21 protein-coding genes are annotated in these 21,748 nt (G+C 69.9%); 3 read left to right on the forward strand and 18 right to left on the reverse strand.

Annotated features, from left to right (window positions below):
- Positions 1-169 precede the first annotated feature (169 nt).
- Complete coding sequence (locus D7Y11_RS31715; RefSeq protein ID WP_233607441.1) at positions 170-1,513, reverse strand: isoaspartyl peptidase/L-asparaginase family protein; 1,344 nt, start codon at positions 1,511-1,513, stop codon at positions 170-172.
- 236 nt (positions 1,514-1,749) lie between these two features.
- Between D7Y11_RS31715 and D7Y11_RS31720 the strand changes: the two genes are divergently transcribed.
- Entirely contained in the window at positions 1,750-2,415 is a 666-nt protein-coding gene (locus tag D7Y11_RS31720; protein ID WP_120580588.1) for a type 1 glutamine amidotransferase domain-containing protein, read from the forward strand.
- Between the two features lie 10 nt (positions 2,416-2,425).
- Here D7Y11_RS31720 and sufT read toward each other — a convergent pair whose 3' ends face one another.
- Genes sufT through D7Y11_RS31755 form a run of 7 tightly spaced genes read right to left on the reverse strand, consistent with a single transcriptional unit; the run spans position 2,426 to position 8,684 of the window.
- A complete protein-coding gene (gene sufT, locus D7Y11_RS31725) occupies positions 2,426-2,977 on the reverse strand; it encodes a putative Fe-S cluster assembly protein SufT (protein WP_120580587.1) in 552 nt (183 codons plus the stop codon).
- A 9-nt stretch (positions 2,978-2,986) separates the two neighbouring features.
- On the reverse strand, positions 2,987-3,439 hold the full coding sequence (gene sufU, locus D7Y11_RS31730) for a Fe-S cluster assembly sulfur transfer protein SufU (protein ID WP_120580586.1): 453 nt from the start codon (positions 3,437-3,439) through the stop codon (positions 2,987-2,989).
- Positions 3,436-4,665, reverse strand: a complete 1,230-nt coding sequence (locus D7Y11_RS31735; RefSeq protein WP_120580585.1) for a cysteine desulfurase — start codon at positions 4,663-4,665, stop codon at positions 3,436-3,438. Before D7Y11_RS31735 ends, sufU begins: the two co-directional genes overlap by 4 nt.
- Positions 4,662-5,972 carry a Fe-S cluster assembly protein SufD gene (gene sufD / locus D7Y11_RS31740; RefSeq protein WP_120598961.1) on the reverse strand — a complete coding sequence of 437 codons (1,311 nt, stop codon included), beginning with the start codon at positions 5,970-5,972 and terminating at the stop codon, positions 4,662-4,664. Before sufD ends, D7Y11_RS31735 begins: the two co-directional genes overlap by 4 nt.
- Positions 5,969-6,751: a Fe-S cluster assembly ATPase SufC gene (gene sufC, locus D7Y11_RS31745; RefSeq protein WP_120580583.1), complete on the reverse strand. Its 783-nt coding sequence runs from the start codon at positions 6,749-6,751 to the stop codon at positions 5,969-5,971. The genes sufD and sufC overlap by 4 nt, the downstream gene beginning before the upstream one ends.
- Positions 6,751-8,190 carry a Fe-S cluster assembly protein SufB gene (gene sufB, locus D7Y11_RS31750; protein ID WP_126935552.1) on the reverse strand — a complete coding sequence of 480 codons (1,440 nt, stop codon included), beginning with the start codon at positions 8,188-8,190 and terminating at the stop codon, positions 6,751-6,753. The genes sufC and sufB overlap by 1 nt, the downstream gene beginning before the upstream one ends.
- Positions 8,187-8,684 (reverse strand): SUF system Fe-S cluster assembly regulator, encoded by a 498-nt coding sequence (locus D7Y11_RS31755; RefSeq protein ID WP_120580581.1) that lies wholly within the window; start codon positions 8,682-8,684, stop codon positions 8,187-8,189. The genes sufB and D7Y11_RS31755 overlap by 4 nt, the downstream gene beginning before the upstream one ends.
- A gap of 200 nt (positions 8,685-8,884) precedes the next feature.
- On the opposite strand from D7Y11_RS31755, the gene D7Y11_RS31760 reads away from it, so the two are divergent.
- Positions 8,885-10,084 carry an ABC transporter substrate-binding protein gene (locus D7Y11_RS31760; RefSeq protein ID WP_121781713.1) on the forward strand — a complete coding sequence of 400 codons (1,200 nt, stop codon included), beginning with the start codon at positions 8,885-8,887 and terminating at the stop codon, positions 10,082-10,084.
- Between the two features lie 27 nt (positions 10,085-10,111).
- Here the strand turns inward: D7Y11_RS31760 and D7Y11_RS31765 are convergent, their stop codons facing one another.
- The 6 genes from D7Y11_RS31765 to D7Y11_RS31790 are packed head-to-tail and all read right to left on the reverse strand — an operon-like array spanning position 10,112 to position 14,839.
- Positions 10,112-10,300, reverse strand: coding sequence for a hypothetical protein (locus D7Y11_RS31765; protein WP_126935553.1), 189 nt, complete (start codon positions 10,298-10,300; stop codon positions 10,112-10,114).
- Positions 10,281-10,562 (reverse strand): hypothetical protein, encoded by a 282-nt coding sequence (locus tag D7Y11_RS31770; RefSeq protein ID WP_121781714.1) that lies wholly within the window; start codon positions 10,560-10,562, stop codon positions 10,281-10,283. The genes D7Y11_RS31765 and D7Y11_RS31770 overlap by 20 nt, the downstream gene beginning before the upstream one ends.
- A 26-nt stretch (positions 10,563-10,588) precedes the next feature.
- On the reverse strand, positions 10,589-11,461 hold the full coding sequence (locus D7Y11_RS31775) for a hypothetical protein (protein WP_126935554.1): 873 nt from the start codon (positions 11,459-11,461) through the stop codon (positions 10,589-10,591).
- Positions 11,455-12,537: a hypothetical protein gene (locus D7Y11_RS31780; protein WP_126935555.1), complete on the reverse strand. Its 1,083-nt coding sequence runs from the start codon at positions 12,535-12,537 to the stop codon at positions 11,455-11,457. The genes D7Y11_RS31775 and D7Y11_RS31780 overlap by 7 nt, the downstream gene beginning before the upstream one ends.
- Positions 12,534-14,093: a TadE/TadG family type IV pilus assembly protein gene (locus D7Y11_RS31785; protein WP_121781717.1), complete on the reverse strand. Its 1,560-nt coding sequence runs from the start codon at positions 14,091-14,093 to the stop codon at positions 12,534-12,536. Before D7Y11_RS31785 ends, D7Y11_RS31780 begins: the two co-directional genes overlap by 4 nt.
- Positions 14,069-14,839, reverse strand: a complete 771-nt coding sequence (locus tag D7Y11_RS31790; RefSeq protein WP_121781718.1) for a TadE/TadG family type IV pilus assembly protein — start codon at positions 14,837-14,839, stop codon at positions 14,069-14,071. The genes D7Y11_RS31785 and D7Y11_RS31790 overlap by 25 nt, the downstream gene beginning before the upstream one ends.
- 229 nt (positions 14,840-15,068) lie before the next feature.
- Between D7Y11_RS31790 and D7Y11_RS31795 the strand changes: the two genes are divergently transcribed.
- Positions 15,069-15,755, forward strand: coding sequence for a hypothetical protein (locus D7Y11_RS31795; RefSeq protein WP_120580565.1), 687 nt, complete (start codon positions 15,069-15,071; stop codon positions 15,753-15,755).
- A 33-nt stretch (positions 15,756-15,788) separates the two neighbouring features.
- On the opposite strand, the gene D7Y11_RS31800 is transcribed toward D7Y11_RS31795, so the two are convergent.
- The 4 genes from D7Y11_RS31800 to D7Y11_RS43510 all read right to left on the reverse strand — a co-directional run.
- Positions 15,789-17,336, reverse strand: coding sequence for a DUF4388 domain-containing protein (locus tag D7Y11_RS31800; protein WP_126935556.1), 1,548 nt, complete (start codon positions 17,334-17,336; stop codon positions 15,789-15,791).
- Between the two features lie 17 nt (positions 17,337-17,353).
- On the reverse strand, positions 17,354-18,172 hold the full coding sequence (locus D7Y11_RS31805) for a hypothetical protein (RefSeq protein ID WP_233605157.1): 819 nt from the start codon (positions 18,170-18,172) through the stop codon (positions 17,354-17,356).
- A 29-nt stretch (positions 18,173-18,201) separates the two neighbouring features.
- On the reverse strand, positions 18,202-19,407 hold the full coding sequence (gene hemW / locus D7Y11_RS31810) for a radical SAM family heme chaperone HemW (RefSeq protein WP_121754838.1): 1,206 nt from the start codon (positions 19,405-19,407) through the stop codon (positions 18,202-18,204).
- A 13-nt stretch (positions 19,408-19,420) separates the two neighbouring features.
- Positions 19,421-21,748 (reverse strand): plectin 1 isoform 8 (locus D7Y11_RS43510; protein WP_158642024.1); only part of this gene is annotated, 2,328 nt, incomplete at its 5' end.

Consider the following 21,748-nt stretch of genomic DNA (forward strand, 5'->3'; position numbering starts at 1 on the left):
TCAAACAGCGCGTGTCGGCCAACCGGCAGTACTCGACGATGGAGCAGCACGTCGCCGCTGCCATCCGCTGGGTAGTGCGCCTTTCTCCCCAGGACGCCCTCCGCAAGGCGGGCTGCCTCGCCGAGGGATTCTGGCTGCGCGATTTGTTAGAGAACTTCTGGCGACCTACTTAGGGCTGCTGGAAGATGGCGACGGTGGGCGTGCCGTCCTCGCTGATGTAGCCGCGATACATGCCGCTGGAGTTGAAGGGCATGGCCACGTGGCCCTGGCGGTCCATGGCGATGACGCCGCCCTCGCCGCCGGCCTTCACCAGCACATCGTTGATGACGTAGCTGGCGGCCTCCGGCAGCGGAAGGTCCTGGTACTCGACGCGGGCGCAGATGTCGCGCGCCACCGTGTAGCGGATGAAGAACTCGCCGTGGCCCGTGGCGGAGACGGCGCAGCGCTCATCCGCGTAGGTGCCCGCGCCGATGATGGGCGCGTCCCCCACCCGGCCGAAGCGCTTGTTGGTCATGCCGCCCGTGGACGTGCCCGCCGCGAGGTTGCCTTCCTGGTCCAACGCCACCGCGCCCACCGTGCCGAACTTGTGGTCTCCCGTGATGGGATCCACGCCCGGCGTCAGCGATGAGCCAGGCTGCGGCTGCGAGGGCGTCGCGGGCGTCGCGCCTTGCGTGGGCAGCTGCGCCGGTGATGACGGCTGCGCGGGCGTCGCGGGCTGGCCCGGCTGCGGCGCCGACGCGGGCGGCTGCGCGGGCGTCAGCGGCTGTCCGGGCGTTGCGGGCGATGCGCCTTGTGCGGGCGGCTGGCCCGGTGCGGAGGGCTGCGCGGGCGACAGGCCCTGCGTGGACGGCTGCCCCTGTTCCGCGGGCGGAGCCCCCTTCGCCTTCTCCTGCTCCAGCGCGCGCTGGAGGCCCTGCCAGCGCTCCTCCGTGTAGAAGTATTTCGCGTCCACCAGGGGCATGCCCTGCGACTGCGCGAAGGCCTCCGCCCCGTCGCCCACCATCATCACGTGCGGCGACTTCTCCATCACCAGCCGAGCCAGGTCGATGGGGTTCTGGATGTGGTGCACACCGGCCACCGCGCCGGCCATGCGCGTCTTGCCGTCCATCACCGCCGCGTCCAGTTCGTTCACGCCGTCGTGGTTGAACACCGCGCCCTTGCCGGCGTTGAAGTACGGCGAGTCCTCCATCACGCGGATGGCCGCCGTCACCGCGTCCATGCTGCGGCCGCCCTTCGCAAGCACCGCGTGCCCCGCCTGGAGCGCTTGCGTGAGCGCGGCGCGCATCGCGGCCTCGCGCTCCGGGGTCAGGTTCTCGCGCGAAATCACGCCCGCGCCGCCATGGATGACCAGCCCCCACTTCGGCTTCACGCGCGGCGGCTCGTCCGTGCGCAAGGCCGCCTCGTCGCGCGCGGCGCCCGCCTGCGACGACGTGGCGCAGCCCAGCGGGGCCAGCAGCAGCGCGGTGCTCGCGAGCAGGCCGCGGTGCATCCGTGAAGAAAACGAGGGGGACATGCCGTGCGCCTCCAAAAGGGGGCCCGCGTTCAGGCGGACTGCCTTTGTCGTAAAGCCGTTCCCCCAAGGCGTCCAGCGCCGCCGCATGCCGCGCCGCACCAGCCCGCGAGAAGGCATCACCCCAGGCGCCTGCCTGTCCGCCTGCCCTCCGCTTCCCCTCCCGGAAGGGCATGACCACTGTGCAGGTTCGGGTTGTAGGGCATGCCCAGACATCGCGACATCGGGAGGACGGGGCAATGAAGAAGCTGAAGGGGATGCGAGTGGCCGTGCTGGCGGCGGATGGCTTCGAGCAGGTGGAGCTGACGCGGCCGGTGAAGCGCCTGGAGCGAGAAGGCGCACGCGTCACCGTGGTGTCCCTTCACAAGGGCCGCATCCGGGGCATGAACCTGCTGGTACCCGGCCGCAAGGTGCGCGTGGACGCCACGCTGCGCGACGTGAAGGCCGCGGACTTCGACGCGCTGCTCCTGCCCGGCGGCTTCATGAACCCGGACTTCCTCCGGCAGAGCGCCCTGGCGCTGGACTTCGTGAAGGACGCGGACCTGTTGGACATGCCCATCGCGGTCATCTGTCACGGGCCGTGGCTGCTCGCATCGGCGGGACTGCTGGAAGGCCGCCACCTGACGTCCTGGCCGGGCATCCGCAACGACATGGAGAACGCGGGCGCGCACTGGACGGACGAACCCGTGGTGCGCGACAGCAACTGGGTGTCCAGCCGGGGGCCACACGACCTGCTCGCCTTCGAGCACGCGATGGTGGAGCTCTTCGCGGAGCGCATGTCGCCCGCCATCGCCCGCCGCGCCACGGCGGAAGCCGCGCCGCGCTGGCCCCGCTGGCTCGCGGGTGGGCTCGCCGCCGCGGCCACGCTGGGCCTGGTCGCACGCGGTCGTAAAGCCCTGGTCTAGAGACGAGGGCTCACATCCAACCCAGCTGGAGCCGCGCCACGTCCGACATGCGGCTCTGGTCCCACTGCGGTTCCCACACCAGCTCCACGTGGGCTTCCTTCACGCCGGGCAGCGAGGACACCTTGGAGCGCACGTCCTCCACCAGCACCTGCCCCATGCCGCAGCCGGGCGCCGTCAGCGTCATCTCGATGTCCACGCGCTGCCCGCCCTCATCCATCGGCGTGGCCTTGCACGTGTACACCAGGCCCAGCTCCACGATGTTCACCGGGATCTCCGGGTCGTAGACCGTGCGGAGCTGCTCCCAGACCTGCTCCTCGTGGAACTCGCCGGGCGTGACGCTCTCCTCGGGCGTCTTCGCCTTGGCGGCGTACTCCTCGCCCAGCACGTCCGCGTTCTTCTCGTCGATGCGGAACAGCTGGCCGTACGGGTCCTGCACCGTGACGTTGCCGCCCAGCGTCTGCACCACCGTCAACTCCGAGCCCGCCGGCAGCAACACCTTGTCCCCGCTGGGGATGAGCATCGCGTCCACGTCGCGCTCGATGACCGTCATCGCGCCTCGCATCACCCCTCCCTACTCCGTCGACACCGACGTGGAGCGGCCGTCCAGCGCCGCGTTCAGCGTGTGCCACGCCAGGCTCGCGCACTTCACCCGGGCCGGGAACTCGCTCACGCCCGACAGCACCGCGAGCTTGCCCAGCGACTCCACGTCCACCTTGTCCGGCCCTTCGGTCACCAGCGTGTGCACGCGCTCGAAGAGCGCGTGCGCCTCTTCCCGTGTCTTGTCCTTCACCGCGCCCGTCATCAGCGACGCGGACGCCTTGGAGATGGCGCACCCCTGGCCCTGGAAGCCGATGTCGCGGATGACGCCGTCCTCCAGCTTGAGCGTCACGGAGAGCTGGTCGCCGCACAGCGGGTTGTAGCCCTCCGCCGCGCAGGTGGCGCCCTCCACCACCCGGAAGTTGCGCGGGCGCTTGGAGTGCTCCAGCACCACCTCCTGGTACAGGTCCTTGAGGTCCGAGCTCACGCGAACACCTCCTTCACCTTGTGCAGGCCCTTCACCAGCGCGTCCACGTCCTCACGCGTGTTGTAGAGCGCCAGCGACGCTCTCGCCGTGGCCGCCACCCCGAAGCGCTGCATCAGCGGCTGGGCGCAGTGGTGCCCCGTGCGGATGCAGATGCCCTCCTGGTCCAGGATGGTGCCCACGTCGTGCGGGTGGACGTCCTCCAGCGTGAAGGACAGCACGCCCGTCTTGTGCGGCGCCGTGCCCACCAGCTTGAGGCCCGGAATCGACTGGAGCGCGTCCGTCGCGTACGCGAGCAGCCACTGGTCGTGCTGGGACACGTTCTCCATGCCCACGGCTTCCAGGTACCGGATGGCCGCGGCCAGCCCCACCGCGCCCGCCATGTCCGGCGTGCCCGCCTCGAAGCGGTGCGGCACGCGGTTGTAGACGGTCTTCTCCATCGTCACGGAGAGGATCATGTCCCCACCGCCCTGGTACGGCGGCAGCGACTCCAGCATGGCCAGCTTGCCGTACAGCACGCCGATGCCCGTGGGCCCGAAGAGCTTGTGTCCGCTGAAGGCGTAGAAGTCACAGCCCAGGTCCTGCACGTCCACCGGGAAGTGCGTCACCGACTGCGCCCCGTCCACCAGCACCGGGATGTTCTTCGCGTGCGCCTTGGCCACCAGCTCCTTGATGGGGTTCACGGAGCCCAGCGCGTTGGACACGTGCGTGATGGCCAGCAGGCGCGTCTTCTCCGTGAGCAGCGCGTCCACGGTGTCCATGCGCAGCTCGCCGCGCTCGTCCACGGGAATCACGCGCAGCTTCGCTCCCGCCGCGTCGCACACCATCTGCCAGGGCACGATGTTGGAGTGGTGCTCCATGGCGGAGATGAGCACCTCGTCGCCCGGGCCCACGTGCTTGCGGCCGTAGGTGGCGGCCACCAGGTTGATGGCCTCCGTGGTGCCGCGCACGAAGATGACCTCGCGCACGTCCTTGGCGTGGATGAAGCGGCGCACCGTCTCGCGCGCGTCCTCGAAGGCCTGCGTGGCGCGCTCGGAGAGGATGTGCACGCCCCGGTGCACGTTCGCGTTGTCGTGCGTGTAGTAGCGCGTGATGGCGTCCAGCACCGCCTGCGGCTTCTGCCCCGTGGCGGCGCTGTCCAGGTACACCAGCGGCCGGCCCCGCACCTCCTGCCGGAGGATGGGGAAGTCCGCGCGCACTCGCGCCAGGTCGAATCCAGGGCCGCTCATCCCATCACCTCCGCCGAACCCGGCAGCTTCTCCGCGAGCAACGCCTCCACCCGCGCGCGCACCGGACCCTCCGGTACCGCGCGCACCAGCTCGCTGGCGAAGGCCTGCGTCAAAATCCGCTCCGCCTCCACCTTCGGGATGCCGCGCGAGCGCAGGTAGAACAGCGCGTTGTCATCCAACCGGCCCACCGCCGTGCCGTGGGCGCACTTCACGTCGTCCGCGAAGATCTCCAGCTGCGGCCGGGCGTCCACCTGCGCGCCCTCGGAGAGCAGCAGGTTGCGGCTCTGCTGGCTGGCGTCCGTCTTCTGCGCGTCCTCACGCACGCGGATCTTCCCGTGGAAGGTGCCGCGCGCGCGGTCGTCCAGCACGCCCTTGTAGAGCTCACGGCTGGAGCAGTGCGGCACCGCGTGGTCCAGGTCCGTGCGGTTGTCCAGGTGCTGCGTGCCCCGGCCCACGAACAGGCCGTTGAGCACGCACTCTCCGCCCTCGCCCGCGAAGGCCGCGTGCACTTCATTGCGAGCCAGCGCACCGCCAAACGAGAACGCGTGCGACTGGAAGCGGCTGTCGCGCCCCTGCCGCGAGTACAGCCCGCCCAGGTGCAGCGCGGTGTCACCCTCCGCCTGGAGCTTGAAGTGGCGCAGGCTGGCGTTGTCCCCCAGCGACACCTCCGTCACCGCGTTGGTGAACGTCGCGCCCGAGCCCAGGCTCGCGTACGTCTCCACCAGCGTGGCCTCGCTGCCTTCGCCCGCCACCACGACGATGCGCGGACTGGCCAGCACCGGCCCGTCGCCGCCGCGCGCGAGGAACAGCAACTGCACCGGCACCTCGCTCAGGGCCCGGGGCGCGAGCGTGAGCAGCGCGCCCTCTTCCAGCAGCGCCGCGTTGAGCGACGTGAAGGCATGCGCCGACGGCCGAGCGCGCTGGCCCAGCGTCTCCTGCAACAGCGCCCCGTCCTCGCGCAGCGCCTGCGACAGCGGCTTGAGCACCACTCCGCGCGGCAGCCCCGCGAGCACCGACAGCGCCGGCACGAATCTCCCATCCACGAACACGAGCCGTGGACCGGGCAGCGCCAGCCGCGCCACCGCCTGCGCCACGTCCTCGCCCACGGACACGTCCCGCACGGGCTGGAACGGATGCGACGACAGCGTGGCCACGGGCGTGTACTTCCACTCCTCGTCCTTGGACGTGGGCAGGCCGCGTGCCTGGAACTGGCTCAAGCCCTCCTCACGCAGCGCCTGGAGCCACGCAGGGACATCCGCGCGCGCCTGGAAGGCCCGGGCCACGTCCACGTAGTGGGACGCGCTCATGGCCGAGCCTCCTTCGCCTTACCGGCCCCCTCCCCGCCAATCCAGCCGTAGCCCTTCTCCTCCAGCTCCAGCGCCAGCTCGCGTCCACCCGAGCGCACGATGCGGCCCGCCACCATCACGTGCACGTGGTCCGGCACGATGTAGTCCAGCAGCCGCTGGTAGTGCGTAATCATCACGATCGCCCGGTCCTTCGCGCGCAGCGCGTTCACGCCACCCGCGACGATGCGCAGCGCATCGATGTCCAGGCCCGAGTCCGTCTCATCCAGCAGCGCCAGCCGCGGCTGGAGCACCGCCATCTGGAAGATCTCGTTGCGCTTCTTCTCTCCGCCGGAGAAGCCCTCGTTCACGGAGCGGTTCATGAACGCCGCGTCCAACTGCACGAGCTTCGCCTTCTCCTTGGCCAGGGAGAGGAAGTCCATCGCGTCCAGCTCTTCCTCGCCCTTGGCGCGGCGCTGCGCGTTGAGCGCCGTGCGCAGGAAGTGCAGGTTGCCCACGCCCGGAATCTCCACCGGGTACTGGAACCCCAGGAACACGCCCGCCTTCGCGCGCTCCTCCGGCGGCGTGCCCAGCAAATCTTTGCCGTCGAAGCGCACGGTGCCCTTCGTCACTTCGTACGTCTCACGCCCCGCCAGCACGCCCGCGAGCGTGCTCTTGCCGGAGCCATTGGGCCCCATGATGGCGTGCACCTCGCCGGCGCCCACCTCCAGGTTGATGCCCTTGAGGATGTCCTTGCCGCCCACGCGGGCATGCAGGTCCTGGATGCTCAACAACGACGCCATCACCCCACGCTCCCTTCCAGACTCACGCCCAAGAGCTTCTGCGCCTCCACGGCGAACTCCATGGGCAGTTCCTTGAAGACCTGCCGGCAGAAGCCGTTCACGATCATCGACACCGCGTCCTCCTGCGAGATGCCGCGCTGCCGGCAGTAGAAGAGCTGGTCCTCGCCAATCTTCGACGTGGACGCTTCGTGCTCCACCTGCGCGGTCGCGTTCTTCACCTCGATGTACGGCAGCGTGTGGGCGCCGCACTCGTCACCCAACAGCAGCGAATCGCACTGCGTGTAGTTGCGTGCGTTCGCCGCGCTCTTGAGCACCTTCACCAGGCCCCGGTACGTGTTCTGCCCGCGGCCGGCGGAGATGCCCTTGGACACGATGGTGGACCGGGTGTTCTTCCCGATGTGCACCATCTTCGTGCCCGTGTCCGCCTGCTGCCGGTGGTTGGTGAGCGCCACCGAGTAGAACTCGCCCACCGAGTCATCCCCCTTGAGGATGACGCTGGGGTACTTCCACGTAATCGCCGAGCCCGTCTCCACCTGGGTCCACGAAATCTTGGAGCGCTGGTGCGCGATGCCGCGCTTGGTGACGAAGTTGTAGATGCCGCCGCGCCCCTCCGCGTCGCCCGGGTACCAGTTCTGCACCGTGCTGTACTTGATGGACGCGCCGTCCAGCGCCACCAACTCCACCACCGCCGCGTGCAGCTGGTTGGTGTCGCGCATGGGCGCGGTGCAGCCCTCCAGGTAGCTCACGGAGGCGCCTTCATCCGCGATGAGCAGCGTGCGCTCGAACTGGCCCGTGTCCGCCGCGTTGATGCGGAAGTACGTGGACAGCTCCATGGGGCACTTCACGCCCTTGGGCACGTAGCAGAACGAGCCGTCGCTGAAGACCGCGGAGTTGAGCGCCGCGAAGAAGTTGTCGGAGAAGGGCACCACCGTGCCCAGGTAGCGCTCCACCAGCTCCGGGTGCTCACGCACCGCTTCGGAGAACGAGCAGAAGATGACGCCCGCCTTGTAGAGCTTCTCCCGGAACGTGGTGGCCACCGACACGGAGTCGAACACCGCGTCCACCGCCACGTTCTGCAGGCGCTTCTGCTCCTCCAGCGGGATGCCCAGCTTCTCGTAGGTGCGGAGGATTTCGGGGTCGACCTCCGACAGGCTGTCCTTCTTCGGCTTCTGCTTCGGCGCCGAGTAGTAGCGGATGGCCTGGTAGTCGATGGGGTTGTACTTCACCGCCTGCCACGACGGATCCTTCAGCGTGAGCCAGTGGCGGTACGCCTTCAGGCGCCACTCCAGCATGAAGGCCGGCTCGTTCTTCTTCGCGGACAGGACGCGGATGACGTCCTCGTCCAGGCCGGGCGGCAGCGTGTCCGACTCCACCTGGGTGACGAAGCCCGCCTGGTAGCCCTTGCGGGTGAGTTCCTGGATGGTTTCGGTGGTGCTCATGAGCGGACTCCCGTGACGGAAGCGGGAGCGCTGATGGACGCCGGCAGGCCCAGGCCCACCAGCCGCTCCGGCATGCGGGGCGCGGGCGCGCGCAGGTCCGCGAGCGTCAGCTTCCCCAGCGCTTCCTGGATGGCTTGGTTGATGAGGCGCCAGTGGCCTCGCACCTGGCAGACGGATTCCAGCTCGCAGGGGCCCGCGGGCTTGCCCTGGTGCTGGCCACACTCCGTGAGGGACACCGGCCCCTCCAGCGCGGACACCAGCTCCGCCAGCGAGATGGCCTCCGCCGGACGTGCCAGGCCGTAGCCGCCATTCGCCCCCCGGTGCGACACCACCAGACCCGCCTGCAACAGGCCCTTCAGGACCTTGCTCGCGGACGGAAGGGCGACATGCGTGCGCGCCGCCAGCTCTCGCGTGGTGCGGGTTTCCCCGTCCGCGCGCGCCAGCTCGGTCATCAGCACGATGCCGTAGTCGGTCATCTTGCTCATCCGGAGCATGTAGGGGTGTCTCCTGTGGCTGTCCGCGGGCCCGATGCCCGCGACGGCCTCTTATGTAATGTGGACCTGTTCAGTCCACATTCAAATCCAGAGCGCTTCCCTGCCCGTTACGTCGGGTGTGGGTTCGCCGCACTCCACCGAGCAAGCTAGGGTGGAGCCGTCCGCTTTTTGAGTCCGTCTCCCCCCGAGGAGCCCCACCGATGCGCCGTTCCCTCCCCCTCCTGCTCACCGCACTGGCCCTCGCCCTGGTGGGTTGTGAGAAGAAGTCCGCCCCGGCCCCCGCGCCCGCGCCCGCCACGCAAGAGGGTGGCGCCACGGCCGCTCCGCCGGGACCTCCGCCGGCGGGCAGCATCCTCATTGGCGAGGTGGGCAGCCTCACCGGCTCCGAGGCCACCTTCGGCATCTCCGCGCGCAACGGCATCGACCTGGCGCTGCAGGAGGCCAACGCCGCGGGAGGCGTGCGCGGCCAGAAGCTGGTGGTGCGCGTCTACGACAGCCAGGGCCGGCCGGAGGAAGGCGCCCAGGCCGCCACGCGCCTCATCGCGCAGGACAAGGTGGTGGCGCTGCTGGGTGAAGCCGCGTCGTCCGTGTCCATGGCCATGGCGGACAAGGCGCAGGCGGGCAAGGTGCCCATGATTACGCCCACCTCCACCAGCCCGGAGGTGACGAAGAAGGGCGACTACATCTTCCGCGTCTGCTTCATCGACCCGTTCCAGGGCCTGGTGATGGCGAAGTTCGCGCGGGAGAACCTGAAGCTGTCCAAGGTCGCGGTGCTCACGGACAACAAGAGCGCCTTCTCCGTGGGGCTGGCGGAGGTCTTCAACCAGAAGTTCAAGGAGTTCGGCGGCACCATCGTCGGCAACGAGAGCTACTCCAAGGGCGACACGGACTTCCGCGCGCAGCTCACGTCCATCAAGAACCTGAAGCCGGAGGCGGTGTTCGTCCCGGGCTACTACACGGACGTGGGCATCATCGCGAGGCAGGCGCGCGAGGTGGGCCTGCGCGTGCCGCTGCTGGGCGGTGACGGCTGGGACTCCGACAAGCTGTACGAGCTGGGCGGCTCCGCGCTGGAGGGCAGCTACTTCTCCAACCACTACTCGCCGGACAACCCGGACCCCGTCGTGCAGAACTTCCTGAAGACGTACAAGGCCGCTTACGGAGCCGTGCCGGACAGCGTGGCGGTGCTGGCGTACGACGCCGCGCGCCTGCTGGTGGATGCCATGAAGCGCGCGCCGGACACCTCCGGGCCCGCGCTGCGCGACGCCATCGCGGCCACGAAGGACTTCCCGGGCGTGGCGGGCACCATCAACCTGGACGCCAACCGCGACGCTGTGAAGCAGGCCGTGGTGATGAAGGTGGAGGGCGGCAAGGCGGTGTTCGTCACCACCGTGAAGCCCTGAGCCGCTTCCGGCCGCCCGTCCCCGGCGTCAGGGGATGGGCGACTGGATGATGTAGTAGATGGACTGGAAGTAGGTGTTGAGGGCCCGCAGCAACTGGACGAGGAACGGCCAGCTCATCACCGTGAAGCCGAAGAACGCCGCCGTGATGACGCCGTACTCCGACATGGCCTGGCCGCGCTGGAGGGCCTGATTCAGGCTAGTGCGCGTCTTCTTCACCGGGCGCCTCCATCGTCGTGCTGCCACCACCGCCCTTCTTGCCGGTGCGGCACTGGTTCATGCACTTGTCGCGCGCCTGGCCGGCGACCTTCATGCAGTAGGGGACCGCGTTCTTCGCCTTCTCCTTGCACACCTTCTCGAACTTCGCCTTGTCGTCCGCGCAGCGGCGCTCACAGCTGGCGCCAGCGAAGGCCTGCGGGGCCCACAGCAACGCGCCCACGCTCAGGGACAGGGCCAGGACCGGGTTCTTGAAACGCTTCATCGCTCGTCACTCTCTCCGCGCCGGGTTCACGGCGCGGCCTGGGCCCGCATCAGGGACAGGTGGAAGTCCACCGACTGCTGCGCGGTGGGTTGCCTCAAGGTGGCCTGTCCGCGCAGCCCCGTGCGCGTCAGGCTCAGCTGGGTCTCCTGGAAGCCCTGCTCCTCACGGGCCTCCGTCACGCTCCAGCCCTGGTCGCGCAGCTGCGCGCGGTAGGCCTGCTCCGCTTCGGAGAGCGTGGTGTCAGGCACCCGGCCCGACACGGTGATGCTGGTGGCGCCCTCCATCCGCAGGGACAGGGACGCCACGTCCTGAAGGCCCCGGGGCACCGGGATGCCCGAGGGCACCCGGCCGGCGCGCTCCAGGTAGTTGCGCATGCGCGCCGAGGAGACGAAGACCAGGGTTTCGCCCCCCTGGTGCAGCGTGGACATCAGCCGCACCTCGTCATCCTTCGGGACCCAGTAACCCACGTAGCCGGCGTTGTCGTTGAAGCGCACGCCCACGACGGGCAGGCCCTCGTCCAGGATGACCTTGCGGTAGTGCTGCAGCACCTGGTCCGACGAGTCCTGCGTGGAGAACCACGCCACCGCGATGGGCGTGTCCGGCCCCAGGTAGTCCGCGGCCAGCGCCTCCGGGCGTCCGGCCTTGGGATAGGGCGGGAAGTACGTCAGCGTGCGGGCCAGGACGGCCTCGTCCCGCTTGGAGCGCGTGGGGCCGCTCTGCGCCGCCGTCGCCTCCTGGTCCAGTTCGTCCGCGGCCGCCTCCGCCCGCTCCAGCTCCGAGCGGGCGCCCCCGTAGCGGGCCTCCTCCATGCCCATGCCGATGAGGATGCCCGCCACCGCCACCGTCACCAGCACCGACGCGGTGCGGAAGGCGGGATGCGCGGTCAGCTTCTTCAGCACGACTCCGGATCCTTGCACCCCATGTACCACTCACCCCGCTGCCCGTGCTTATAGGTGTTCTGGTTCTTGTCGTTGTCCCAGTCACGCCACTCCTGGTTGAAGTAGCGGGTGCTGCCCTCCTGGTCCACGGTGTTGGCCGGGGTCTGCATGTTGGCCAGGTGCGGGTGGATGGACACGTACGGGTTGTTGGGCGAGTCCTCGAACATGAAGAGCATGGCGCCATCCAGCAGCTCGTCCGTCAGCGCGCTGCGGAAGTCCATCATGCCGCTCTTCATCGTCGAGGCGCCGGTGACGTTCGAGTACACGTAGTCCACGCGCTCGTAGAACTCACCGCTGGAATCCGACGGGGAGATGTCCGCGTCCTCCGTCAGCGCCCAGGTGTCGGTGATGATGCTCATGCGCTGTTCCTTGAGGAAGTACGCATTGCCGCCCACGCCGGTGTCGCCCGTGCCCTGCTGCGCGTTCGAGTGGATGTCCCCCTCGCCCTTCCAGTTCTTCTTGGTCAGCGACACGCCCTTGCTGAACTCCGGCAGGAACTCCTCGGGCAGCAGGTAGTTCTCCACCACCGCGCGGGCGGAGCACTCGATGTAGCCGCCGTTGGTGAACTGGCCCTGGTACTGGCCGGCCAGACCGCCCAGCGACGCCGCGCCGGTGTCCGGAGCCTCGCACGTCACCTGCTTGGCCTTGTCGTTCATCCAGCACACGTGGGCGACGACCGCCAGGTGGTGGTCCAGGTCCTCGCAGTCCGCGTAGTTGCTGCCGGACATGGCGTCCGGCCGGTCGATGCCGGACTCGTGGTCGCAGTAGGTGAGGCGGGCGTTGTGCTGCACGTTGGAGCTGCCGCCCTGGGGGCCGCTGCCGCCGCCGCCGCTCTGCTTGAGCGCCTTGGTGTAGTCCTGCGTGGTGAAGTCCCAGATGGTCGTCACCGCGGCCTCCTGGGCATCCAGCGAGTAGCGCAGGAGGTCGTCCAGGAAGAGCGCGTACATGAAGATGGGGATGAGGACGATCATCGAGAGCGCCATCTCCACGGAGGCGGCGCCCCGGACGCGGCGGCTCTGCGGGTGCACGGCGCTCATAGGGCCAGGTCCTTGGCGCCCGCGAGGTCCGCCGCGTCGCTGTTGCCGGCGCGGTTGAGCACGCGCGAGGCTTCCTGCGCGGTGAACGGGTGCAGCTTCACGCGCCAGTAGGGGTTGAAGAGGCCCGGGGCCTCCTTCCAGCCGTTGGGGCCCAGGCGGTGGTAGTAGACGAGCGCCTTGGAGAGCGCCGCGCCTTCGCCGGGCGCCAGCTGCAGCTTTCCGTCGCCCTGGGCGCCGTGCGTGAGCGTGAAGGAGCCGGTGTCGTTGAGCTCCCACGGCGCCTTCTTCGGGTCACCCACGAAGAACTGCTTGGTGACGTAGCTGTAGACGTGCGGCTGGCCCCAGTCCGTGTCCGGGTTGTCGTCCGCGCGGAACTTCATGAAGCAGTTGCCGCTGGCCGTGCAGGACATCAGGTCCTTGGTGTTGATGCCCTTGAACTCGTCGTGCTGGCCGCTGTGGGCGCCGGAGGGCTCGTGGCTGCCGCCGTTCTCGCTGCTCTCCACCACGGCCTTGTAGGTGCCCACGCCGAAGCCGTGGCGCCACTGCGACAGGAGGGTGCCGTGCTCGTCCGCGACCACGACCTTGCCCTCGTTGCCGGTGACCTGGCCGGGGCCGTGGATGTTGCTCTTCGTCTGGGCGACCTTGGCCGTGCCCTGGTGGCCCATGATGACGTGCGTGCCCTCACCCGGGATGTCCTTGAGCAGGTCCTTGATGAAGTCGCTTTTGAAGTAGGTGGGCAGCCCGTTCATGATGACGGGCAGGCTGCGGTTGGCAGCCCAGCTGGGGCGCGAGGCGTTGGAGATCTCCGTCATCACCTGGGCGCGGGCCTTGTTGCTGGAGTTGGCGCGCGAGCAGTTCATGCCATCCACCGCGCAGTCGAACTCCTCGCCGTTGAGCCCGCCCACGGACGAGTCGAGCGAGTTGGCGCCGGGGACGTTGTAGTCGGTCAGGTTCGACAGGTTCGCGGACTGTCCACCGCGCACGGCGCTGCGCGCCTTGTTGTGGGCGGACTTCTGCGAGTCATGGATGCTGTTCGCCATCTTGTTCAGGTCTTGGATGACCTTGTTGAACTTGTCCTCCACGTCCTTGACCTTGGAGTCGTAGTCGCTGGCCTTGGAGCTGTAGTCCATGGCGATCATCAGCGCTTCAATCGCGTCGAAGCAGTGCTGGAAGTTGTAGGGCGGGCACTGCGCCACCTCCAGGGCCGCGACGATGAAGAAGCTCATCTGCCCGGCGCGCATCATGTCGCCGGTGGCGCTGGCGGCGGCCATGTACGCGTGCGCGGACGTCATGCCCACGTAGGAGGACGCGATGGCCCGGTTGCTGGCCGCGTAGTAGTTGAGCGCGCGCGCCTCCACGACGCCCATGGAGTAGGCGAGCGCGTCGCTGTGCTGCTGCAGGCTCATCTTCTCCCGCAGGGCGTGGCTCAGGTTGAAGCTCAGCGTCGTCATCAACGCGAGCAGGAGGAACGACAGACACGCGAGCACCAGGGCCTGGCCCCGGTGGCGGCGCTTGGGCCGGGAGGCGGACCTCACGGTTCGAACGGGAAGATGCATTCGTTCTCCTCCGGAAGTTCCTTCTGGGTGAGGTAGATGTTGGAGTGCATCCGCATGATGTACGTGGCGCGGATGGGCAGGATGTAGAGCTTGTTGTCCGCCGCGGAGTCGTACTTGGACATCTTCTTGACGATGAACTCGTCGCGGTCCGAGTCCTTGCCCAGGCGCAAGACGTACGGCAGGTCCCGGCCGCGCGCGATGTTGTAGATGACCATGTCCGCGAACGGGATGGGCATGCGGTAGTTGAACGTCACCTGCACGCTCAGCTTGGTGCGCAGGCTGTCCGCCCAGCCGCCGTCTCCAGAGGCGACCTTCGGATCATCGAAGTCCATCTCCTTGTTGCCGTGGGAGCCGGAGCCCATGTTCCCCTTGAGGGGGCCGCAGATGGTGACCTCCGCGAACTTCAGGCCGGAGGCGTCGTTCATCTTGTTCTTGGAGATGTCCCCGGATTCGAACTTGGACTTGAAGTCACCGGCGCTGGTGATGGGCTTGATGATCTCCGCGCCCCCGCTGGCGGCCGTGCTCACCATGGGCAGCAGCACCGCCAGGGCGGCCTTCTCCATGGTGGGGATGTCCGCGTTGTGCAGGGAGCCGGCGCGCACGGCCTTGTAGGCCGCGTACTTCGTGAGGAGCCGCGCCTGGTGCATCAACCCCAGTTGGAGGATGCCCAGCAGCATGAACACGAACAGGGGCAAGACGATGGCCGTCTCCACCGCCGCCTGGCCTGATTCGTTGCCGCGCCTCATGCTTCGCCCCTGTACTGAAAATACCCCAAGGTGGGAGTCTTCCCGACCCATTGTGCCGTTACCATACCGCCCGTAGGTTCGGCGGGAATCGGCCAAGTGGCCGGGAATGCAGGCCCGGCCACCGGGCTTGCGGACATTATCGGGCCGGCCGGGGCCCTGGGTGCTTGACGCTGTGCGTATGCCATGGTTGGCACGGGCATTCGCGTTGAGACGCAGGGAGACGAATCGCATGAACTGGCACGTGGCGAAGCGAATGGGCGTGGTGCTGGCGGTGGCGTTGCTGGCGGCCTGCAGTGACGACGGCGAGGGCGGCGGCAAGACGGACGGAGGCACCACCTCCGATGGGGGCACCAACACCGGCAAGTCCCTGGGGCCGGGCCTGGGCCGTTCGAAGGACGACCCGACGGGGCAGGCCTTCGCGCTGCCGGCGGGGCTGACCCTGGAGAACCCCATCGTCGCCTACGTGCCGGAGAACCCCGAGGACTGCGACGACAAGTACTCGGACGAGGCCAATGGCACGGGCGAGGAGGTGCGGGTGTGCCTCATCTTCAACAACACCACGAGCACGCCCATCACCGTGACGCTGCCGCCGGGGCTCATCCTCAAGTCGACCAGCGACGACGTGCAGAACGGCATCATCGTGCAGACGGTCAGCATCGTGGTGCCGCCGGGTGAGCGCTACTTCGCCCCGCTGTTCGCCTACTGCGTCAACCAGGACCGCTCCACGACGGGCCTGGACGACCGGTATGAGCTGGGGCCCGCCGTCACGCACAAGGACTTCCAGGAGGTGTTCACGCTCCTGGCGGGCAAGAAGCTCACGCGTGAAGCCGCCGCTCGCGTCCAGACCGTGGTCCACCACGTGTCCCAGGGCGAGGGGCTGTCCGCCGCCGACCGCGCCACCCTGCAGAGCCTGTAGCCCCGCACCCGAGGTCCTTCGTCCGGCGGGCCTTCACCGCCGCCGGGCAATCTCCTGGATGAGCGCCACGTAGCGGCGCTGCTGGGGGTTGAGCTTGAAGGCCTTGCGGAGGGCATCCTCCGCGAGCGCCCACTGGCCCTCGCCCCGGGCCACGTCGCCCAGGAAGGCCCAGCCCTCTTCCAGGCCGGGCTCCTGGCGCGTCAGCTCCTGGAGCTCCTGGAGCACCAGCCGGCCGTGCGCCTCCGGCTTCATGAGGTAGCGCGCCCAGGCGCGGTGGGCCTGGTACAGAGGCCGGGGGTCGATGTCGCAGGCGTATTCGAAGTACTCGAAGGCGCCCGCGAAGTTGCGCGCCTCCAGGCGCCGCTTGGCCTCGTCGAACTGGGTGGTGGCGTCCAGCAGGTCCGTGCGGATGCGGAACTGCTCCGCGGTGGAGGGCCGGCCGGTGTTGCTGCGCGCCTTCTCCCGGTGCGCCTGCCGGCGCTTCTTCCACAGCGCGTTCTGCTCCGGCTCCGACAGCAAGCCGTAGGCCCGCGCGTACGCGGCGAGCATCCCTTCCGCCTTCTCCTTCAGCTCCGAGGTCTGGAAGCGCAGCGGAGAGAAGCGGTCCGCGGCGGCGAGGAACGCCTTGCGCAGCGCCACCGGCTGCACGTCCTCCGGCACGTCCAACAGCGCGAACGGATCCAGGCCGCGGTGGTTGAGGAACGCGCCCACGAGCGCGTTGCGCGCGGCCTCGTCCTCGTCCGCGAAGGGCGTGCCGGACGGGGCCTGCGCCGGCACGGGCACCGGCGTGGAGACGGGCTCCGGGGTGGGCGCGGCGGCGGGGGCCTTGCGGGCCAGCTCCTCGGCTCTCGCGTCCGCGTCCTCCGCGAAGCCCGCCACGCCCAGCAGGCACAGCGCGTAGAGCCGGCGCAGCACGGAGTCCATCTCGAAGCCGGTGCGCTCCAGCAGCTCGTTGAAGGTGGGCCGCTGACGCAGGGCCTGGAACAGGCGCGCGTCCTTGGAGGACAGCTTGGGGGCGGACTCCACGCCGGGCATCTGCCCGAAGCGGCGGTCGTCCGTGAAGGTGAAGTGCGTGGCGACGGTGTCGAAGGGCAGCTGGGTGGAGACGCCCGTGAGGATGAGCTGCGCGGTGTTGGCGCGCACGGTGGCGTCCGGGTGCTCCACGTCCGCGATGAGGCGGTACTTCGCCTCCGTCCAGCGGAAGCAGTCCAACAGCTTGTGCGCCAGGTTCGCCTGGAGCTGCTTGTAGAGGTCGAAGGGGCTGATGAGCCCCTTCTGCACGAGCAGCCCGCCCAGCTGCATGCCCGAGGACACGCTCTCCGCCAGGGACTTCTGGTAGTCGCCTTCAGTCAGGCGGCCCTTCTCCACCAGGTACTTGCCCAGCGTCTCGTGCAGGAGGTTGGAGTTGCACCCCACCGGCGCGCCGTCCTCGAAGGTGATGCGCTTCTCGCGCTGGCGCACCTTGAGCTCCAGCGTGCAGGTGCGCTCCTCCACCATCAGCGCATGCAAGAGCAGCGGGAAGGGCGTGTCCGCCAGCAGGCCCTCGCGCTGGCGCAACACCTGGGACGGCAGGGGGAACATGCGCGGAAAGCCTACTACTACTCCGCGTCGTCGCCGCCCATGTCGTCCGCGGCGTAGGGCTCATCCTCATAGACGCCGTAGGGGCCGTAGGTGTCGTGAGTGGGCAGGAAGCGGGTCAGGTACGCCCCCACGCCCATGAACACCAGGGCCACGGCGGCGTACGTCAGCGGGCGGGACGGACGGGCCCGGTACGCCCACCAGCGGTCGCGGCGCTTCTGGAAGCGCGGGGCGATGGCGTACTCGCGCCAGGCGGCGTCGCGGGCGTCCTTTGCCTCGATGTCCAGCCCCTCCTTGTCCAGCGCGCGCGACAGGAGCACGCGCCCCTCCACGGAGCCCTGACGCACCTGGAGGAAGCGCTCCAGGGCCTCACGCGCGCCCTTGAAGTCGCCGCGCAGGAGGCGGAAGCGGCCTCGCTCCAGGTCGATGGCGCCCTGGCGGTAGTCGGCGTCCAGGCGCTCGGCCTCGGTGAGCAGCAGCTCGCCCCGGGGCGCGTCGCCCGCGCCCAGGTAGGCCACGCCCAGCAGGTAGAGGGTGTCCACGTCGTCGTCGCCCGCGTCCAGGTTGGGGCGCAGCAGGTCCACCGCCTCCTGGTAGCGCTTCTGGCCCACGCGGATGTCGGCCAGCTCCGCGCGGGCGCGGCGGTCGTGGGTGTTGGTGAGGATGGTGCCCGCGAGCTCCCCCGCGCGCTGCCACCGCTTGAAGGCGCGCATGGGGCTGGGCAGCACCTGCAACGTGAACCGGTCCGCCGCGAACAGCAGCACGGCCAGCAGCCCCAGGGACAGCAGCGGGCTGCCCGTCAGCATGGTGAGGCCCATCCACATGAACCACTTGGTCAGCACGGTCGACTCGTCCTTCCTGGATCCACCTACAGCAGCCGCGCGCAGATGGCGCTGTGCACGTCCGCCCCCCGCTCCGTCAGGGCCAGCCTGCGGCCATGACGCGTGGCGAAGCCGTGGGCCACCAGCCGCTCCACCTCCGCGCGCCGGGGCTCCACGGGCTGGCCGTATCGCTCACAGACGGCCTCCCAGTCCACCCCCGACACCAGGCGCAGGCCCATGCTCAGCCGCTCGGCGAAGAGCTCCTCGGGGCCCAGGTCCTCGCGGCTCGCCTCCGGGAGCCTCCCCTCCTCCACCGTGCGCAGGTAGGCCTCCGGGCTCCGGAGGTTCACGTAGCGGTGGGGCGTGGGGGACAGCAGCATGCCGGTGGCGCCAACGCCCAGGGCCAGGTACTCGCCGCCGGTCCAGTACAGCGCGTTGTGACGGGAGCCGAGGCCGGGGCGTGCGTGGTTGGACACCTCGTAGCGGGTGAGGCCGTGCGCGCCGTACACGTCGCGCACCACCTGGGCCATGGCCACCACGTCGTCGTCCTCCGGCAGGGAGAGCTCGCCGCGGTCCAGTTGCTTGGACAGCGGCGTGGACTCCGCCAGCACCTCGCGCTCCACCGTCAGCGCGTAGGTGGACAGGTGCTCCGGCTCCAGCGCCACCGCGCGGCGTGCGTCCGCCTCCACCTGCGCGACCGTCTGGCCGTGCACGCCGTAGATGAAGTCCATCGCCACCACCGGGAAGGCCGCCTGACGCGCCGCCGCCACCGCGCCCTCCACCATGGCGGCGTCGTGCGCGCGGCCCAGCGCCTTCAGCGTCTGAGGCTGGAAGGACTGCACGCCCAGGGACAGCCGGTTGATACCCGCGGCGCGGTAGCCGGCGAAGCGCTCCGCGTCCGCGCGCTCCGGGTTGCCCTCCAGCGAGACTTCCAGGCCGGGGGCGAGCGACATGCGCGCGGCGATGCCCTCCAGCACGCGCGCCACGTGGCGGGGGTGCCACAGGGACGGCGTGCCGCCGCCCAGGAAGAGGGACTCCAGCGGCTTCGTGCGCAGCGACGGGTCGGCGGCGAGCCGCGCATCCAGCTCCGCCAGCACCGCGTTCGCGTAGCGCTCCTCTGGCACCTGGCGCGCTACCGCCACCGCGAAGTCGCAGTAGGGGCACTTGGCCAGGCAGTACGGGAAGTGCAGGTACAGCCCGAAGCGGGCCGCCTGCATGCCCGTCAATGGGTCCGTGGGCGCGGCGAAGGACATGGAGGTCCAACCTCTACTTCAGAGCCTTCAATTGCGCTTCCAGCCGCGCCACCTTCGCCTTGGCACTGGCAGCCGATTCGAGCGCTGCCTCGGCCGCCATCAGCTTGCGCTTCATGGAGGCCACGTCCGCCTTGAGCTGGTCGCGCTCCGCCGCCAGGTCCGCGGGTCCGTCCGCGCCGGCGGCAGGGGCCGCCGCGAGCTTCGCTTCGAGCGCCTGGCGGGCCGCCTGCTCCGCCTTGAGCGAAGCGCTGACCTGGGCGAGCCGGGCCTCCAGCGCGGCCTTCTCCGCCTGCCGTGTGTCACCCGCCTGAGCCTGGGATTCGCCGAGCTTCGCCTCCAGCGCGGCCCGCTCCACGTGCTCCGCTTCGAGCGCGGCGCGAGCCTCCTCGAGTTGCGACTCCAGCGCCGCCTTCACGCCCTGCTCCTCCAACAGCGTGACGTCGGACTGCGCGAGCTTCGCCTCCAGCAGCGCCTTCGCGTTCTGCTCCGACGTGAGCTTCGCTTCGAGCGCGGCCTTCGCCGCGTCCAGGTCCTTCACGCGGGCCGCCTGCGCTTCGGCGACGCGCCGCTTGGACTCGGAGGCTTCCAGCGCGCCCTCCACCATCTTCACGCGCTGCTGGAGCCGGTCCACCTTGTCCGCTTCCGCGCGGGCCGCCTCCAGCTGCTCGCCGAGGGAGACCAGCTCATCGCGCTGGCCGTCATGTCCCGCGCTCAGCGCCTCGGCGCGGCCCTCGGCCTCGGCGGCCTGCACCCGGGCGTCCGCGATCTCGGCTTCCACCGCCTCACGGCGGGCGCGCTCCAGCGACAGCTCCTCCTGGGCCTTGGCGACCAGGGCCTGCTGGCGCTGCACCTCCGCCTCGCGCTGGCCCGCGGCCGTCTCCAGCATGGACACGCGCGCGGAGTAACCCACGCGCTCCGCCTGCGTGGTGGCGAGCTTGCGCTCCACGGCGGCCAGCTGCTGCTGGTGCGCCTCACGCTCGGTCTGCGAGGCCGTGGACTGGGCGGTGAGCTCCGCCAGCTGGGCCTCCAACGCCGCCGCCTTCGCCTCGGCCTCGTGGACCCGGACCTCGGCCTCGTGCACCGCTTCGCCGAGCGCCGCCGCGTCCGACTCCATCCGGTCGCGCAGCGAGACCTGTTCGACCTCCGCGGCCTCCAACACCTCGCGCAGGGAGGCCAGCTCCGACTCGGTCATGCGCGCGCGGACCTCCGCGGCCTCGACCTCCGAGCGCGCGGCTTCACGCGCCTGGGCGACCTCCGCCTCCAGCTCGCGCACGCGCGCCTGGACCCGGGCGACCTCCGCGGCGCGGCCCTCCAGGGCACTTCTGAGCGAGGGCAGCTCCGCGGCCTCCGCCGTGCGAGCGGTGAGCGCGGCGCGCAGACCCACCGCGTCCGCGTCCTTCAGCGCGAGCGCGCGCTCCAGCTCCGTCACCTGCGTCTGGAGCGTCTTGAGCCCGTCCTCCACCACCGCGAGCTGCCGGCGCGCGGCGTCCCGCTCGCCCTCCATCCCCTTCGCGTGGGTTTGCGCCTCCTCCAGCGAGCTGCGCGACCAGTCGCTTTCGCTCTCCAGGGCACCCATGGCGCCCTTCGCCTCCGAGAGCGCCGTCTCCAGCTGGCTGATGTTGAGCGCCTGCGCGTCGCGCTCGGTGGTCAGCCGCTCCACGTCCGCGAGCAGCGACTGGTACTGCTCCTGGACCGCCTCCAGCGCGCCCTGCGCCTCGGACTTGCCGGAGGCCAGCTCCGCCATGCGGTCCTGCGCGAGCCCCAGCGCCTCCTTCGCGCCGACCAGCTCCTCCGCCATCGACCCGCGCGACTCGCGCTCGGCGTGGAGCTCCTCCGTCAACCGGGGGACCTCCGACTCCACCTCCGCCAGCGCGCGCGTGAGGTCCTTGCGGTCCGCCTCCGACGCGGCGAGCTCCGCCTCCAGCGAGGCGACCTTCGCCTGGGCCAGCTTCAGCCGCTGCTCGTCCTGCGCGGATGGCGCCGGCGCACCGCCGCCGCCTTCCTTGCGCGCCTTCTCCAGCGAGGCCTTGAGCTGGGTGACTTCGCCCTCGCGCTCGGCGTACAGCGCGCGCGCCCGGGCCAGGGTCTCCGTCTTCTGCTTCAGGATGCCCCGGAAGAACTCCAGCTTTTCCTCCGGCGAGCCTCCCATGGGCAGCCGGGGCTCGGCGGGCTCCGCGAAGGGGTCCCCCTTGCCGGGGCTGCGCGCCGCGGCCGCCGGGGACGGAGGCGTGGTCGTGGGCAACCCTCCACCCCCGATGGGCGCGGGGTTCGTGGGCACCCGGGCAGCGGGCGCGGCGGCAGGGGCCGCGGGCAGGCCTGCGGCGGGCCGCCGGGGCGGCAG

The sequence above is a fragment of the Corallococcus sp. AB018 genome (genome assembly GCF_003986945.1).
GTDB lineage: Bacteria > Myxococcota > Myxococcia > Myxococcales > Myxococcaceae > Corallococcus > Corallococcus exiguus.

What these genes read in the sequence shown, in the direction of transcription:
- sufC (WP_120580583.1), bottom strand. Translation starts at nt 6,751, where the DNA reads ATGGCGTCGTTGTTGAGCATCCAGGACCTGCATGCCCGCGTGGGCGGC.
- sufT (WP_120580587.1), bottom strand. Translation starts at nt 2,977, where the DNA reads ATGCGAGGCGCGATGACGGTCATCGAGCGCGACGTGGACGCGATGCTC.
- D7Y11_RS31800 (WP_126935556.1), bottom strand. Translation starts at nt 17,336, where the DNA reads ATGTTCCCCCTGCCGTCCCAGGTGTTGCGCCAGCGCGAGGGCCTGCTG.
- sufB (WP_126935552.1), bottom strand. Translation starts at nt 8,190, where the DNA reads ATGAGCACCACCGAAACCATCCAGGAACTCACCCGCAAGGGCTACCAG.
- D7Y11_RS31780 (WP_126935555.1), bottom strand. Translation starts at nt 12,537, where the DNA reads ATGAGCGCCGTGCACCCGCAGAGCCGCCGCGTCCGGGGCGCCGCCTCC.
- D7Y11_RS31770 (WP_121781714.1), bottom strand. Translation starts at nt 10,562, where the DNA reads ATGAAGCGTTTCAAGAACCCGGTCCTGGCCCTGTCCCTGAGCGTGGGC.
- D7Y11_RS31760 (WP_121781713.1), top strand. Translation starts at nt 8,885, where the DNA reads ATGCGCCGTTCCCTCCCCCTCCTGCTCACCGCACTGGCCCTCGCCCTG.
- D7Y11_RS31735 (WP_120580585.1), bottom strand. Translation starts at nt 4,665, where the DNA reads ATGAGCGGCCCTGGATTCGACCTGGCGCGAGTGCGCGCGGACTTCCCC.
- D7Y11_RS31790 (WP_121781718.1), bottom strand. Translation starts at nt 14,839, where the DNA reads ATGAGGCGCGGCAACGAATCAGGCCAGGCGGCGGTGGAGACGGCCATC.
- sufD (WP_120598961.1), bottom strand. Translation starts at nt 5,972, where the DNA reads ATGAGCGCGTCCCACTACGTGGACGTGGCCCGGGCCTTCCAGGCGCGC.
- D7Y11_RS31720 (WP_120580588.1), top strand. Translation starts at nt 1,750, where the DNA reads ATGAAGAAGCTGAAGGGGATGCGAGTGGCCGTGCTGGCGGCGGATGGC.
- D7Y11_RS31715 (WP_233607441.1), bottom strand. Translation starts at nt 1,513, where the DNA reads ATGTCCCCCTCGTTTTCTTCACGGATGCACCGCGGCCTGCTCGCGAGC.
- D7Y11_RS31755 (WP_120580581.1), bottom strand. Translation starts at nt 8,684, where the DNA reads ATGCTCCGGATGAGCAAGATGACCGACTACGGCATCGTGCTGATGACC.
- D7Y11_RS31795 (WP_120580565.1), top strand. Translation starts at nt 15,069, where the DNA reads ATGAACTGGCACGTGGCGAAGCGAATGGGCGTGGTGCTGGCGGTGGCG.
- hemW (WP_121754838.1), bottom strand. Translation starts at nt 19,407, where the DNA reads ATGTCCTTCGCCGCGCCCACGGACCCATTGACGGGCATGCAGGCGGCC.
- D7Y11_RS31785 (WP_121781717.1), bottom strand. Translation starts at nt 14,093, where the DNA reads ATGCATCTTCCCGTTCGAACCGTGAGGTCCGCCTCCCGGCCCAAGCGC.